Here is a 14139-nt window from a genome sequence, read left to right as displayed (position 1 = left end):
CCTGAACAATCCGACCATATTTTGTGCGTGCGTTTTGATTATGGGAAAGCTGATGGCTGATACCGCGCAAATCACCGCCGCCTACGGCCGCCATTACACCGTCCGCACCGATGCCGGCACGGTGTACACCGCACGAACGCGCAGCAAACGCAGCGATTATGCCTGTGGCGATTTCGTCCGCATCACCGCGCTGAACGACAGCCAAGCCGTGATTGAAAACGTGTTGCCGCGCCAAAGCCTGCTCTACCGCCAAGACGCATGGAAAAGCAAGCTGATTGCCGCCAATGTCGGGCAAATCGTCATCGTTACCGCCGCCGTGCCCGCACCCAACGAAGCCCTGCTGCAACGCGCCCTGATTGCCGCCGAAGCCGCCGCCGTGCCCGCGCTCATCGTTGCCAACAAAACCGATTTGCCGCAAACCGCCGCATGGTTGGCAAGATTGTCGTTTTACCAATCGCTCGGTTACGCGCTCGCCGCCGTTTGCGCCCGCGATTGCGCCGACACGTTGCGCCCGCTTTTGCACGGCAAAACCAATATCCTGCTCGGCGCAAGCGGCGTGGGCAAATCCACGCTCACCAACGCCCTGCTCGGCAGCCATGCCGCCCGCACGGGCGAACTTTCCGCCGCGCTCGCAAGCGGCAAGCACACCACCACCCACGCCCAACTCTATGATTTGGACAGCGCAACCAAGCTGATTGACGCGCCCGGACTGCAAGCCTTCGGTTTGCACCACCTTGACATCATTGATTTGCCGAAATATTTTCCCGAAATGCACCCATTGTTGGGGCAATGCCGCTTCCACAACTGCCGCCACCGCGCCGAACCCGCGTGCGCCTTGAAAACGGCTGCCGAACACGGACACGTCCGCGTGGAACGGCTGGCGCTGTTGCAACAGCTTACCGAAGAATTATCTTAAAAAACAAGGATTGTTCATGCAAAAAGTCATCGCCATAGACGGCCCGTCCGCTTCCGGCAAAGGCACGGTCGCCGCCCGTGTCGCCGCCGCGCTCGGACGCGCCTACTTGGATTCGGGCGCACTCTACCGCCTTACCGCCCTGCACGCACAACAGCAAGGCGTTGAATGGACGGACGAAGCCGCCGTTGCCGCGCTCGCCGCCGAACTGCCCGCCGAATTTTCAGGCAGCCGCGTTTGGCTGGCGGGCGCGGACGTTTCCGAACAAATCCGCAGCGAAAACATTGGCATGGGCGCGTCTGCCGTAGCCGCCCTGCCTGCTGTCCGCGCCGCCCTGCTGCAACGCCAACGCGATTTTCTCGGCGTGGCGGGCTTGGTGGCGGACGGGCGCGACATGGGCGCGGTGGTGTTTCCCGATGCCGAACTAAAAATTTTTCTTACCGCCGATGCCCGCGTCCGCGCCGAACGCCGCGCCAAACAGCTCCATATTCCTTGCACGGGCATTGAATTTGAAAGGATTTTGTCCGACATTGAAGCGCGGGACGAAGCCGACCGCCGCCGCGCCGCCGCGCCCCTGCGCCAACTGCCCGATGCCCGCCTGCTCGACACTTCGCACTTGAGCATTGACGAATCCGTGAAACAAGTGCTTGACTGGTATCGAGAATTGTCCGAGCCAACCGCATAAATCCGCCCGCTTCCGCCGTAAGCGTCTGCCCCGTAATAAAAAATAATTGTGATAAAAAACAATTTTGTACTATAATGCGCGTTCGCAGCGTTTCAGGCAGCCTGAAAATCAAAAGAAACGATTTTTTTCAAATGTTTGTGCCTATACAAACCACCGGCTTCCCGATTGGCAACGGCAGTTGCTTTTGTTTTTTCACAACAATTCTGCCCCACCCTTTCCATGCCCCCGTGCCAAGGACGGCGGCATTTTCCAAACCCCCAGCCCCGCGCCCCTTGGCAGCGCATTGAAAGCAATACCACATGGAAAATTTTGCCCAGTTGCTCGAAGAGTATTCCGCCACCCAAGAAATGACCCACGGCGAAATCATTACCGCCGAAGTTGTTGAAATCAACGATAAATTCGTTATCGTCAATGCCGCACTCAAATCCGAATCGCTGATTGACATCAACGAATTCAAAAACCCGCAAGGCGAATTGGAAGTCAAAGTCGGCGACTTCGTTACCGTAACCATCGAATCGGTAGAAAACGGCTTCGGCGAAACCAAACTCTCGCGCGACAAAGCCCGCCGTGCCGCCGACTGGATTCGCTTGGAAGAAGCGATGGAAGACGGCGAAATCCTGTCCGGCTTCATCAACGGCAAGGTCAAAGGCGGCCTCACCGTGATGATTAACAGCATCCGCGCCTTCCTGCCCGGCTCGCTGGTGGACATCCGCCCCGTCAAAGACACCTCCCACTTTGAAGGCAAAGAAATTGAATTCAAAGTTATCAAGTTGGACAAAAAACGCAACAACGTGGTCGTTTCCCGCCGCGCCGTTTTGGAAGAAACGCTGGGCGAAGAGCGCAAAGCCCTGTTGGAAAACCTGCAAGAAGACACCATCGTCAAAGGCATCGTCAAAAACATCACCGACTACGGCGCGTTTGTGGACTTGGGCGGCATCGATGGTCTGCTGCACATTACCGATTTGGCATGGCGCCGCGTGAAACACCCCAGCGAAGTGCTGGAAGTGGGTCAGGAAGTGGAAGCCAAAGTGTTGCGCTTTGACCAAGACAAACAACGCGTTTCTCTGGGCTTGAAACAACTGGGCGAAGACCCGTGGGACGGCTTGGCGCGCCGCTATCCGCAAGGCACGCGCTTGTTCGGTAAAGTGTCCAACCTGACCGACTACGGTGCGTTTGTGGAAATCGAGCAAGGCATCGAAGGTTTGGTACACGTTTCCGAAATGGATTGGACCAACAAAAACGTTCACCCCAGCAAAGTCGTTCAGCTTGGCGATGAAGTGGAAGTGATGATTTTGGACATCGATGAAGACAAACGCCGCATCAGCTTGGGCATGAAACAATGCCAAGCCAATCCGTGGCAGGATTTTGAAGCCAATTACAACAAAGGCGACAAAATCAAAGGCGCGGTGAAATCCATTACCGATTTCGGCGTGTTTGTCGGCTTGCCGGGCAATATTGACGGCTTGGTGCATCTGTCTGATTTGTCTTGGAGCGAAAGCGGCGAAGAAGCCGTTCGCAAATACAAAAAAGGCGAGGAAGTGGAAGCCGTTGTGTTGGCGATTGATGTGGAAAAAGAACGCATTTCTTTGGGCATCAAACAGCTTGAGGGCGACCCCTTCGGCAACTTCATCAGTGTGAACGACAAAGGTTCTTTGGTGAAAGGCACGGTGAAATCCGTTGAAGCCAAAGGCGCGGTGGTAACGCTGGCGGAAGAAGTGGAAGCCTACCTGCCCGCTTCCGAGTTTGACAGCGAGCGCGTGGAAGATTTGAGCACCAAGCTCAAAGAAGGCGATGAGGTTGAAGCGGTGATTATCACCATCGACCGTAAGAGCCGCAACATCAAACTTTCCGTAAAAGCCAAAGACGAGAAGGACAACCGCGATGCGCTCAAATCCGTGAATGCGGCTTCGGCGGCCAATGCGGGCACCACCAGCTTGGGCGATTTGCTGAAAGCTTCTCTGGGTAAACAATAAATCAATAGGTTACGCTATGACCAAATCCGAACTGATGGCACGTTTGGCAGACCTGTTTATGCAAAAAAACAGCAATGCCCAACTGCAAAACAAAGACATCGAATACAGTGTCAAAGTTTTGGTGGACACCATGACGCGTTCGCTGGCTCGCGGTCAGCGCATTGAAATTCGCGGCTTCGGCAGTTTCGACCTGAACCACCGTCCCGCGCGTGTCGGGCGCAATCCGAAAACCGGCGAGCGGGTGGACGTGCCTGCCAAGTACGTTCCCCATTTCAAACCGGGCAAGGAGCTGCGCGAGCGCGTGGACCAAGCCGCCAAACGCGGGGCGTAAGGCGCGTATTCGGATAAACCAATAAACAACGCCGCAATGCTGTTGCATTGCGGCGTTTTGTTGATGCGTTTCAGGCTGCCTGAACCCGTCCGCCTTTGGTTGCCAAAGACGGACGATGTTTTAAGTTTTCGGGTTAATCAAAATTTCCACGCGGCGGTTTTGCGCCCGTCCTTCGGGTGTGGCGTTGGAAGCAATCGGCTGGTAAGAGCCGCGACCCGCCACGCTCAAGCGGTTCGCCGCCACGCCGCGACTGTTCAGGTATTGCGCCACCGCATTGGCACGGTTGTGCGACAAGGGATTGTTGATTTCATCGTTGCCGGTGCTGTCGGTGTGTCCGATGATGCTCAAAGTGGTGTCGGTGTACATCGCCAAAGTTTGCGCGGCGCGGTCGAGCGACATTTGCGCTTGCGGCGACAAGTCGTAACGGCCGGTGGCAAAAGTAACATTTTCCGGCATGGTCAATTTGATTTGGTTGCCCTCACGCGCCACTTCCACGCCGGTGTTCGCCAGCGATTCGCGCAGTTTTTTCTCTTGGTAATCCATGTAGCCGCCCACGCCCGCGCCCACCGCGCCGCAAGCGGCCGCAGAGTTGCGCGCGCCTTTGCTGCCGTGCGTGATGGCGCCGATGATGCCGCAGGTTACGGCAGCGCCCACGCCGTAAGCGGCGGTTTTGCTGACTTGGCTCTGTCCGGTGTGCGGATTGGTTACGCAGCCGCTCAAACCCAAAGCGGCGGCAAGGGCAACGGCAGTGACCGATTGAAACAATTTCATTTTGCTATTCCTCAAATCAAAAAAAGACACAACGGGAAACATTTTCCCGCCCAAAAACGCACTATAGCGTAACTGTTGCGGCAATTGGAAAAATTGACGTTTTTTTTACACGCTATGCGGGATTGTTTTCGTCAAAAAACACGCATTCCACGCCGAAGTGCGCCGCCAGTGCCGCACCCAAAGCCTGAATGCCGTAGCGTTCGGTGGCATGATGCCCCGCCGACACGAATGCCACGCCCGTTTCATTGGCAAGATGGTATTGCGCTTCGGAAATCTCACCGGTGAGGTACACGTCCGCGCCCGCATCAATCGCCGCTTGGAAAAAACCCTGCGCCCCACCCGTACACCACACGATGCGGCGGCGCGTTGCATTCGGGCAGCCGACCACGGTGGGCGCGCGCCCCAACACCTGTTCCAATGCGGCAGCCAGCGCGGGCAAAGTGCTTTGGCTGTCGGGCAACGCACCTGCGTTGAGCAGGTTTTGCTCGCCAAACTGCGCCTCCAACGTCCAGCCCAAACGCTGCGCCAGTTGCGCGTTGTTGCCCAACTCGGGGTGGGCATCGAGCGGCAGGTGGTAGCCCGCCAAATTGATGTCGTGCGCCAACAGCTTGGCAATGCGCTGTTTTTTCCAGCCCGTTACGGTAAGCGGTTCGCTTTTCCAAAACAAGCCGTGATGCACCAGCAGCATCTGTGCGTTGTGTGCGGCGGCGTGTTCAATCGCGGCGCGGCTGGCGGTAACGGCGGTAACGATTTTGCCGACCGTTTCCGTGCCTTCCACTTGCAGGCCGTTGGGGGCGTAATCTTTAAACTGGGCGGTTTGCAGCAGCGTGTCGCAGTGCCGCAAAATTTCTTGGCGTGGGGTCATAAAATTTCCTTCAGGGTTTCAATCTGCTATTGGCAGCGTTTAAAAAGCGGCGGTTTTGCACTTTTATAAAAACTTGCCTTTGGTTATAATGTTTTCAGGTGGCAAACACGAATCCGCAAAGCGGGCGAGTTTACCAAAATCAGGCGGTTTTTGCCGCACCCGTCGCATTTGATTTCTTATGTGGAACACCCAAACCATCTTGTGCCGCTTTGCATCTTTGTTTGCATGGGCACTTTTTTTACGCCGTCAGGCACGGTGTCCGCATCTGCTTGACCTGTCGCACCTTTTCTTTTCTCAACTGCAAGGAAAATTTTATGTTACCGGATTCACCTGCCGCGTCGATGCGTAAAATCAATACGGCTTTCGCGCTGATGCTGGTCGGAATGGTCGGCTATTTTGTTTATTGGGGCTTGGATTATACCCAATACAATCACACCATGCTGTTTTTGCTGGCAACTTTATTCGGTGTGTTTATGGCGTTCAACATCGGCGGCAACGATGTCGCCAATTCTTTCGGCACTTCGGTGGGCGCCGGCACGCTGACCGTGCCGCAAGCGCTGATTGTGGCGGCGGTGTTTGAAGTGAGCGGCGCGGTGCTGGCGGGCGGGGAAGTTACCGCCACCATCAGAAGCGGCATCGTCAATCTCAACGCCCTGCCCATGCAGCCTTTGGATTTGGTGTTCATCATGATGTCGGCGCTGCTGGCGGCGGCATTGTGGCTGCTGTTTGCCACCTACAAAGGTTTGCCCGTTTCCACCACCCATTCGATTATCGGCGGCATTGTCGGCAGCTCGCTGGCATTGGGCGTTCTGCTCTCGGGCAACGGGGGCAGCGCCACCGATTTGGTCAAATGGAACAAAATCGGCGCGATTGTTTCATCGTGGGTGCTGTCGCCCGTGTTGGGCGGGGCGGTGTCGTACTTTCTGTTTTCGTTGGTCAAGAAGAACATCTTGGATTACAACGACGACATGGAAAAAAAGATTGCCACAATCAAAGCCAAGAAAAAAGAATATAAAGACCGATACAAAAACGATTTTGAAAAATTAGACCCTGATGTGAAAGCCCGCGAAACCGCCGCAATGGTGCGCGATGCGGAAATCTACGACAAAGCCGATTGCGACCCGAACGAATTGGAATCCGAATATTATCGCGGCTTATACCCCCACGACCGCGCCAAAGCCTCCCTGCCCATCTACAAAGCCCTGCGTTCATGGGTGCCGTGGATTTCCTGCGTGGCGGGCATGATGATTACCTCCATGCTGCTGTTCAAAGGCTTGAGCAATTTGAAACTGGGCATGAGCATGCTCACCAACACGCTGATTATCCTGATGGTGGGCGCGTTTATCTGGCTGGCAACCTTCATCTACGCCAAAACGCTCAAACGGCGCGACATCACCAAATCCACCCTGCTGATGTTTTCATGGATGCAGGTATTTACGGCGGCGGGGTTTGCCTTCAGTCACGGCGCAAACGACATCGCCAATGCCATCGGGCCCTTCGCAGCGATTATGGACGTGCTGCGTACCGGCGACATCGGCGCAACGGCATCGATTCCGCCGGTGGCGATGCTGACCTTCGGCGTGGCACTGGTGGTGGGCTTGTGGTTTATCGGCAAGGAAGTGATTCAAACGGTGGGCAAAGGCTTGGCGGAGCTGCACCCGTCTTCGGGCTTTACGGCGGAATTGGCGGCGGCAACGGTGGTGATGGCGGCTTCGGTGATGGGCTTGCCCGTGTCCAGCACGCATATTCTGGTCGGCGCGGTGCTGGGCATCGGCTTGGTCAACGGCAATGCCAACTGGCGCATGATGAAGCCCATCGGTTTGGCATGGGTGGTTACCCTGCCGGCGGCATCGCTGTTGTCGGTGGCGGTGTTTTTTGTCCTGCGCGGCATTTTCGGCTGATATGTTGCTCACCACCCCGCCCCTGCCGCCGAAAACGGTGTCGGCACTGAACGCGCTGGGCATTCACACCGTTGAAGATTTGCGCCTTGCCGACCCCTGCCGCGTGTTTTTGCTGCTCAAACAGCAAGGCGGCATCACCATGCGCGTGTTTTGGCAAATGGCACAACTGGCAGAAGGCACAGCCCTCACCCCCGCCGCCCGCGCAAGCTGGCAGGCACGCTTGCAACAATGCCCGCCCGTAGCCGTATTTCCCCCGCAAAACGAAATGGAACGCTGGATGCGCGTTGCCCTTGCCGAAGCCAAACGTGCGGGCGCGGCGGGCGAAATTCCCGTAGGCGCGGTGGTGGTGTGCAACGGACAACCCCTTGCGGCGGCGGGCAACGCCTGCATCGCCGAACACAGCGTTTGCGCCCATGCCGAAATCCGCGCCCTGAAAAAAGCCGGACACGTCCTGCAAAACTACCGCCTATGCGACTGCGACGTGTACATCACCCTCGAACCCTGCCTGATGTGCGCCGCCGCCCTGATACAGGCACGCGTGCGCCGCGTCATCTACGCCGCCGCCGAACCCAAAAGCGGCGCGGCGGGCAGCGTTTGCGACCTGTTCGCCCAAAAAAAACACAACCCCCACACGGCGGTACTCGGCGGCGTACTGGCGGCACAAGCCCAAGAACTGATGCGCGGCTTTTTCCGCCAACGCCGCCACACCCCACCGCCCGAACCCAACCCAACGGAGCCAACCCCATGACCTTCAACCTGATTTTATGGCGGCACGCCGAAGCCGAAGAAGCCAAAGCACAAGGGCGCGACCTGCCGCGCAAACTCACCCGCAAAGGACACAAACAAGCCAAAAAAGCCGCCGCCTACCTGCGCGCCAAACTGCCTGCCGATGCCCGCGTCTTCGCTTCGCAAGCCACCCGCAGCCAGCAAACCGCCGACAGTCTCGGCACGGCATACCACATCATGCCCGCGCTCAACCCCGACATCGACGCCCGCAGCCTTGCCCGCATACTCAACAACTTGCGCGGACACAGCCACGTCGTTTTGGTCGGACACCAGCCATGGCTCGGACAACTGTGCGCGTTTTTGCTCAACGGCAACTGGGCGCAGCAAAACATCTGGTCGGTGAAAAAAGGCGCGTTTTGGTGGTTTCAAGTGCGCCCCGAAGCAGACGGCAGCTTCCGTGCCAAACTGAAATTGGTGATGTCGCCGGCAGACTTGGCAGATTAAGGCACATCGTCAATTGCCTGAAAAAACGCCACACCGTCATGCCCGCACAGGCGGGAATCCAAAACCAATTTCAAAAAGCGTTGATAAAACATCGCTTCACAAACATCAGGCAGTGGATTCCCGCATTCGCGGGAATGACGGCGCAGCGTTTCTTCGGTCAAATGATGACACGCCCTAAAAAAACCGTGTTCCCCCAACGGAACACGGTTTGTTGTGACGGATTAACGCTGCTGCGTTTGCGCCGCTTTCACAAACGCGCTGAAAAGCGGGTGTCCCTTGCGCGGCGTGGAGGTGAATTCGGGGTGGAACTGGCAGGCGAAAAACCACGGATGTTCCGCAATTTCAATGCATTCCACCAAACGCTCGCGCCCCGCCGACACGCCGCCCACCGTCAAACCCGCCGCTTCCAGTTGCGGCACGAAGCCGTTGTTTACTTCGTAGCGGTGGCGGTGGCGTTCGCTGATGCGGGTGCTGCCGTAGATTTTGGCTGCCAAGCTGTTTTCTTTTAATTCAACTTCTTGTGCGCCCAAACGCATGGTGCCGCCCAAATCGGCGTGTTCGTCCCGTTGCTCCACTTCGCCGTCCGCCGTTTGCCACTCGTCAATCAGCGCGACCACCGGCGCGGGCGTTTTCGGGTCAAACTCGGTGGAGTTCGCGCCGTCCAGTCCGGCAACGTGGCGGGCGTATTCAATCAGCGCGATTTGCATGCCCAAACAAATGCCTAAATACGGCACGCGGTTTTCACGCGCATAACGGGCTGCGGCGATTTTGCCTTCCACGCCGCGCAAGCCGAAACCGCCCGGCACCAATACGGCATCAAATTCTTTCAGGCAGCCTGCGCCGTTCTGCTCGATGGTTTCGCTGTCAATATAAGTAATTTGAACATCGGTTTGCGTGTGAATGCCCGCGTGTTTCAGGGCTTCGGTGAGCGATTTGTAAGACTCGGTCAAGTCCACATATTTGCCCACCATGGCGATTTTGACGGCGTGCTGCGGATTTTGCACGGCATACACGATTTTTTTCCATTCGGTCAAATCGGCTTGGCGCACGGTTAATTGCAGTTGCTCGCACAAAATCGCGTCAATGCCTTGAGCATGCAGCATTTCGGGGATTTCGTAAATGCTGTTTGCATCGTAGCAGCCGATAACGGCGCGTTCCTCCACATTGCAAAACAGGGCGATTTTGCGTTTTTCCTCTTCGGGCAGCACCCTGTCCATGCGGCAAATCAACACATCGGGCTGAATGCCGATTTCGCGCAGTTCTTTCACGGAGTGTTGCGTGGGCTTGGTTTTGATTTCGCCCGCCGCTTTGATAAACGGCACATAACTCAAATGCACAAACAAGGAGTTGGTGCGCCCCAGTTGCGAACGCATCTGCCGAATCGCTTCCAAAAACGGCAGCGATTCGATGTCGCCCACCGTGCCGCCGATTTCCACAATCGCCACGTCCGTGCCTGCCGCGCCTTCGTGAATGCGGCGTTTGATTTCATCGGTGATGTGCGGAATCACCTGCACTGTGCCGCCCAAATAATCGCCGCGCCGTTCTTTGGCGATGACGTTTTCATAAACCTGCCCCGCGCTGAAACTGTTGCGGCGGCTCAAAGTGGCGTTGATAAAACGTTCGTAATGCCCCAAATCCAAATCGGTTTCCGCACCGTCTGCGGTTACGAACACTTCGCCGTGCTGAAACGGGCTCATCGTGCCGGGGTCTACGTTGATGTAGGGGTCGAGCTTGAGCATGGTTACGTTCAGCCCGCGCGATTCCAAAATGGCGGCAATGGAAGCGGCGGCGATGCCTTTCCCCAAAGAAGACACAACGCCGCCGGTTACGAAAATAAACTTGGTCATGATGTAAAACTTGAATTGGAATGCGCGATTTTAGCCGAAAAACGGTGCGGGCAAAAGGGTTCGCCCCCAGCCTTGCCGCCCCCGCCGCGCCCAAGCGTAAAAAAACGTTAAATACAAAGTGTTTGTGATTGTATTCTTTAACAAAACTTGGCACAAACCCAAGATTGGGATTATAATGCGCGGCAAATGATTTTCATCTGCCTGTTTGAAAATCCGCATGCGCCCTTGCCGTTTGCCGGCACACGCCGAAGCGGACGGGCAGCCCCCCCCGCCCGAATCCGAGCAATCACGCGCCAACGGACGCCGCCGCGCACACGGCAGCGCCCCACAAACCGAATTTCAAACCGAAAAGGAATTTTGATGAACGGACACAAAAACCCATTGCACTACTTCGCGGGCGTGTGCGCGGTACTCGCCGCAGCCGGTTGCGGCGGCGGCCCGCACGCAGACAACCGCGATACCGGCAGCCCCTTTCCTGCGGCGGTGGTCGGCGCATCGGTCAGCAGCATCGAAAGCAATCCCTTTTTCAAAGGCATGTACCAATCGCTGGAAGAAACCGCCAAACAGCAGCCCAACCTCACCCTGATGCTCGACAGCGCCCGCAACAACCAAGCACTGCAAAACACCCAACTGGACGGCATGCTCGACAAACAGGCAAAAGCACTGGTGGTCAATCTGGCGGAAGTGGCGCAAGGCCCCGTGTTTTTGCAAACCATGTGCAAACGCAAAATACCGGTGGTGTACATCGACCACCACCCCGGCAAACGCCCCCTTGCCTCCTGCCCGCAAGCCTATATGGTTGAAGGCGACTCGGTACAAGCGGGCATTTTGCAGGGACGCCAAGTCCTCAAAGGCTGGAAGGCCAATCCCAAATGGGACAAAAACGGCGACGGCGTGATTCAATACGCCATGCTCGAAGGCACGCCCGGACACGAAGGCGCGATGGCACGGACAAAATGGTCGGTCGGCACGATGGAACACTACCCCAAGCTCGGCGTTCCCGTGCAAAAACTGTTTCAGGAAACCGCCATGTTCAACTTCCAAAAAGCCGAAGAAGTGGTGGGCGAATGGGTCAAATCCCCCGCCTTTGCCGGCGTGGAAGTATTGCTCGCCAACAACGACAGCATGGCATTGGGCGCAATCAATGTTTTGAAAGAAAACAATATTTCCCTACCCGTATTCGGCATTGACGGCTCGGAGCCGGCACTTCGCGCCATGCAGGCGGGGCATCTGACCGCCACCGTGTTCAACGACTACCGCGAACAGGCGCGTACCGCCTTGCGCATGGGCGCCAACCTTGCCGCCGGCAAAGACGCATCGGCAGGCATCGGACACAACATGGAATACCGCGTGGTCAAAATCCCCTATCAGGAAATCGATGCCGACAACATCGCCCAATTCCTGCCGCAATGATTGATACAAAAACCAAAGGGCCACTGTTATGTTTAACAGCCGTTTTTTCAACCGCAGCATCAAAAAATACCGTGCCTTGGTGTTGCTTATCGGCATATTCTTGGCACTGAACGTCGTCTTGCTGGTGTTCAGCTTTTTCGCCACCCGCTACTTCACCAACCACGCCCTCATCATCGACGCCACCGCCCGTCAGGGCGTATTGGTACAGCAAATGTCCAAAAACCTGATGGACACCGACCTGTATCTGGCAGAAGCGCTCGCCGCCAACCCCACTGCGGACGGACGCGTGGCAACGGCGGCACTGCCCCAAGAAGTCCTGTACCGCATCAGCGAAATCAAACAATACCGCGACCAATTCCAACAAGCCCTGCAAACCCTGCAAAACGGCGGACAAATCCACATGCCCAACGGCACGTCCGCCCACATCGGCAGCGACCTGAGCCAAGACCCGAAAATGCGCGGCTACATCGACAAGCTCGATACCTACTGGACACCCTATCTGGGCTTGCTCGACAACTACCTGCAAGACATCGGCGCAGGCTACCTCAACGCCCAAACCAGTAACTATCTGGTCGAATACACCCGCCTGTACAACCAAGCACTGCTGACCGAAGCGGGGCATCTGACCGAAGTACTGCACGAAAAAATCGCCAAAGAAACCACCACATGGGAGCGGTTTCAATTATTCGGCATCGTCTTGGCATTTGCCCTGTTCGGACTCATCGTCTTCGGGGCGCTGCGCCGCTTGGCAGAAAGCGACGAACTGCTCGAAATCGCCAACCGCGAAATGGGCGAAATCATGTCGTCCGTGCGCGAAGGCTTGTTTTTGCTCGACAAAGAATTTTCCATCGGACACGAATATTCCGCACGCTTGGAAGAAATCTTGGGGCAGAAAGACATCGGCGGCAAAAACTTTCTCGACGTGATTTCCGGACTCGTTCCCGAAAGCGACTTGGAAACCACACGGATTTTTGTCGAACAGCTTTACAGCGACTGGGTGGTCGAAGACCTGATTGAAGACCTCAACCCCCTGCACCGCATCGCATTCGTTCCCGAAGGCGAAACCGTGCCGAAATATTTGGATTTCAAATTTTTCCGCGTAACCAACAACGGCACCATCGAACGCGTTTTGGTAAACGTGGTGGACAGCACCGAAACCGTGATGCTGCAATCGAGCTTGGAAGCGCAAAAAGAGCAGGAAAAACGCGAACTGGAAATGCTCAACACCATTTTGAACACCGACGGCATGGTGTTGGACAACTTCATCCGCGTCAGCAAAGAGCGTTTGGAAGAAATCAACACCGTACTCAAATCGCCCGAAACCGGACAAATGGAGCTGAAGAGCAAAGTCAATTACATCGGGCGCGGCATCCACAGCATCAAAGGCGAAGCTTCCGCCCTGCACCTGAACCGCATGGTGGACATCTGCGAAACGGTGGAAGACACCCTAACCCTGCTGCGCCGCCAAAGCAGCCTGAGCGGTCAGGACTTTTTGGGCATGGTGGTGCTGCTGGAGGATTTGTACCGCTTGGTGGACATTTTGGACAACTACAGCGAGCGTCTGAACCGCAGCCAAGGCAACCAAGACAAACGCCTGAAAGAAAAACTGCTCGCCAACGCGCCCGCTTCGGTGCAGTTTGCCCACGCCCAATCGCTGCATTTGCAACGTTTTGTTGCCGACATCGCCGAACGCTCGGGCAAAAAAGTTTCCTTGCTGGTGCAGGGCTTCGACCGCGAAAACGGGGTAACGGGCAAACAATGGCAGGCCGTGCAGGACATTGCCATGCAGATTTTGCGCAATGCGGTGATTCACGGCATCGAAACGCCCGATGTGCGCCAAGCCCGCAAAAAATCGGAAATCGGACGCCTGAAGCTGAGCATCAGCGAAGACAAAGACAAAAAACATCTGGTTTTGGTGGCAGAAGACGACGGCAACGGCATTGATTTTGACGCGATTCGCGCCAAAGCGGTGGCAAACGGCCAATACACCGAAGAACAAGCGGCGAATTTGAGCAAAAACCAACTGCTGGTGCTGATGTTGGGCGACGGTTTCTCCACCGTTGAAGAAGCGGGCGAAGATGCCGGCAAAGGTGTGGGCATGGGCATCATCAAAGAAACCGTGCATCAGATGGGCGGCAAGATGAATATCGCCACTGCCAAACACCAATACACCCGCTTCAGCATCAAGTTTCCGAAGGCAAAACCATAAT

13 protein-coding genes are annotated in these 14139 nt (G+C 56.2%); 10 read left to right on the top strand and 3 right to left on the bottom strand.

The features are described from left to right. Positions 1 to 52 precede the first annotated feature (52 nt). The 4 genes from rsgA (at position 53) to G392_RS0110675 (ending at position 3902) form a co-directional block, all read left to right on the top strand. On the top strand, positions 53 to 916 hold the full coding sequence (gene rsgA, locus G392_RS0110695) for a ribosome small subunit-dependent GTPase A (RefSeq protein WP_034335219.1): 864 nt from the start codon (positions 53 to 55) through the stop codon (positions 914 to 916). Positions 917 to 926: 10 nt separating this feature from the next. Continuing rightward, positions 927 to 1598: a (d)CMP kinase gene (gene cmk, locus G392_RS0110690; RefSeq protein WP_156900927.1), complete on the top strand. Its 672-nt coding sequence runs from the start codon at positions 927 to 929 to the stop codon at positions 1596 to 1598. 299 nt (positions 1599 to 1897) lie between these two features. After that, positions 1898 to 3571 carry a 30S ribosomal protein S1 gene (gene rpsA, locus G392_RS0110680; protein ID WP_027010198.1) on the top strand — a complete coding sequence of 558 codons (1674 nt, stop codon included), beginning with the start codon at positions 1898 to 1900 and terminating at the stop codon, positions 3569 to 3571. A 16-nt stretch (positions 3572 to 3587) separates the two neighbouring features. Next, entirely contained in the window at positions 3588 to 3902 is a 315-nt protein-coding gene (locus G392_RS0110675) for an integration host factor subunit beta (RefSeq protein ID WP_027010197.1), read from the top strand. Between the two features lie 120 nt (positions 3903 to 4022). Here G392_RS0110675 and G392_RS0110670 read toward each other — a convergent pair whose 3' ends face one another. Next, a complete protein-coding gene (locus G392_RS0110670; RefSeq protein ID WP_027010196.1) occupies positions 4023 to 4673 on the bottom strand; it encodes a YiaD family glycine zipper/OmpA-like lipoprotein in 651 nt (216 codons plus the stop codon). Positions 4674 to 4785: 112 nt separating this feature from the next. Next, positions 4786 to 5538: a Nif3-like dinuclear metal center hexameric protein gene (locus G392_RS0110665; protein WP_027010195.1), complete on the bottom strand. Its 753-nt coding sequence runs from the start codon at positions 5536 to 5538 to the stop codon at positions 4786 to 4788. A gap of 314 nt (positions 5539 to 5852) precedes the next feature. Between G392_RS0110665 and G392_RS0110660 the strand changes: the two genes are divergently transcribed. The 3 genes from G392_RS0110660 to G392_RS0110650 are packed head-to-tail and all read left to right on the top strand — an operon-like array spanning position 5853 to position 8669. Further along, positions 5853 to 7439, top strand: a complete 1587-nt coding sequence (locus G392_RS0110660; protein WP_027010194.1) for an inorganic phosphate transporter — start codon at positions 5853 to 5855, stop codon at positions 7437 to 7439. A 4-nt stretch (positions 7440 to 7443) separates the two neighbouring features. After that, a complete protein-coding gene (gene tadA / locus G392_RS12860) occupies positions 7444 to 8187 on the top strand; it encodes a tRNA adenosine(34) deaminase TadA (RefSeq protein ID WP_051255712.1) in 744 nt (247 codons plus the stop codon). Then, positions 8184 to 8669: a SixA phosphatase family protein gene (locus tag G392_RS0110650; RefSeq protein ID WP_027010193.1), complete on the top strand. Its 486-nt coding sequence runs from the start codon at positions 8184 to 8186 to the stop codon at positions 8667 to 8669. Before tadA ends, G392_RS0110650 begins: the two co-directional genes overlap by 4 nt. A gap of 221 nt (positions 8670 to 8890) precedes the next feature. Here G392_RS0110650 and G392_RS0110640 read toward each other — a convergent pair whose 3' ends face one another. Further along, complete coding sequence (locus tag G392_RS0110640) at positions 8891 to 10516, bottom strand: CTP synthase (protein WP_027010192.1); 1626 nt, start codon at positions 10514 to 10516, stop codon at positions 8891 to 8893. Positions 10517 to 10733: 217 nt separating this feature from the next. On the opposite strand from G392_RS0110640, the gene G392_RS13825 reads away from it, so the two are divergent. Genes G392_RS13825 through G392_RS0110625 form a run of 3 tightly spaced genes read left to right on the top strand, consistent with a single transcriptional unit; the run spans position 10734 to position 14138 of the window. After that, on the top strand, positions 10734 to 10877 hold the full coding sequence (locus tag G392_RS13825; protein WP_156900924.1) for a hypothetical protein: 144 nt from the start codon (positions 10734 to 10736) through the stop codon (positions 10875 to 10877). Then, a complete protein-coding gene (locus G392_RS12855) occupies positions 10877 to 11929 on the top strand; it encodes a galactose ABC transporter substrate-binding protein (protein WP_084165987.1) in 1053 nt (350 codons plus the stop codon). The genes G392_RS13825 and G392_RS12855 overlap by 1 nt, the downstream gene beginning before the upstream one ends. A 28-nt stretch (positions 11930 to 11957) precedes the next feature. Then, entirely contained in the window at positions 11958 to 14138 is a 2181-nt protein-coding gene (locus G392_RS0110625) for an ATP-binding protein (protein WP_027010191.1), read from the top strand. Position 14139: the final 1 nt, after the last annotated feature.

The sequence above is a fragment of the Conchiformibius kuhniae DSM 17694 genome (genome assembly GCF_000428785.1).
Classification (GTDB): domain Bacteria; phylum Pseudomonadota; class Gammaproteobacteria; order Burkholderiales; family Neisseriaceae; genus Conchiformibius; species Conchiformibius kuhniae.
The sequence above is the reverse complement of the archived record's forward strand: the minus strand, read 5'-3'. Positions and strand labels throughout refer to the sequence as shown.

Bases quoted from the DNA above. Each gene is read 5' to 3' on its own strand.
- rsgA (WP_034335219.1), top strand. From the start codon at position 53: ATGGCTGATACCGCGCAAATCACCGCCGCCTACGGCCGCCATTACACC.
- rpsA (WP_027010198.1), top strand. From the start codon at position 1,898: ATGGAAAATTTTGCCCAGTTGCTCGAAGAGTATTCCGCCACCCAAGAA.
- G392_RS0110675 (WP_027010197.1), top strand. From the start codon at position 3,588: ATGACCAAATCCGAACTGATGGCACGTTTGGCAGACCTGTTTATGCAA.
- G392_RS0110670 (WP_027010196.1), bottom strand. From the start codon at position 4,673: ATGAAATTGTTTCAATCGGTCACTGCCGTTGCCCTTGCCGCCGCTTTG.
- G392_RS0110665 (WP_027010195.1), bottom strand. From the start codon at position 5,538: ATGACCCCACGCCAAGAAATTTTGCGGCACTGCGACACGCTGCTGCAA.
- G392_RS0110660 (WP_027010194.1), top strand. From the start codon at position 5,853: ATGTTACCGGATTCACCTGCCGCGTCGATGCGTAAAATCAATACGGCT.
- G392_RS0110650 (WP_027010193.1), top strand. From the start codon at position 8,184: ATGACCTTCAACCTGATTTTATGGCGGCACGCCGAAGCCGAAGAAGCC.
- G392_RS0110640 (WP_027010192.1), bottom strand. From the start codon at position 10,516: ATGACCAAGTTTATTTTCGTAACCGGCGGCGTTGTGTCTTCTTTGGGG.
- G392_RS13825 (WP_156900924.1), top strand. From the start codon at position 10,734: ATGCGCCCTTGCCGTTTGCCGGCACACGCCGAAGCGGACGGGCAGCCC.
- G392_RS12855 (WP_084165987.1), top strand. From the start codon at position 10,877: ATGAACGGACACAAAAACCCATTGCACTACTTCGCGGGCGTGTGCGCG.
- G392_RS0110625 (WP_027010191.1), top strand. From the start codon at position 11,958: ATGTTTAACAGCCGTTTTTTCAACCGCAGCATCAAAAAATACCGTGCC.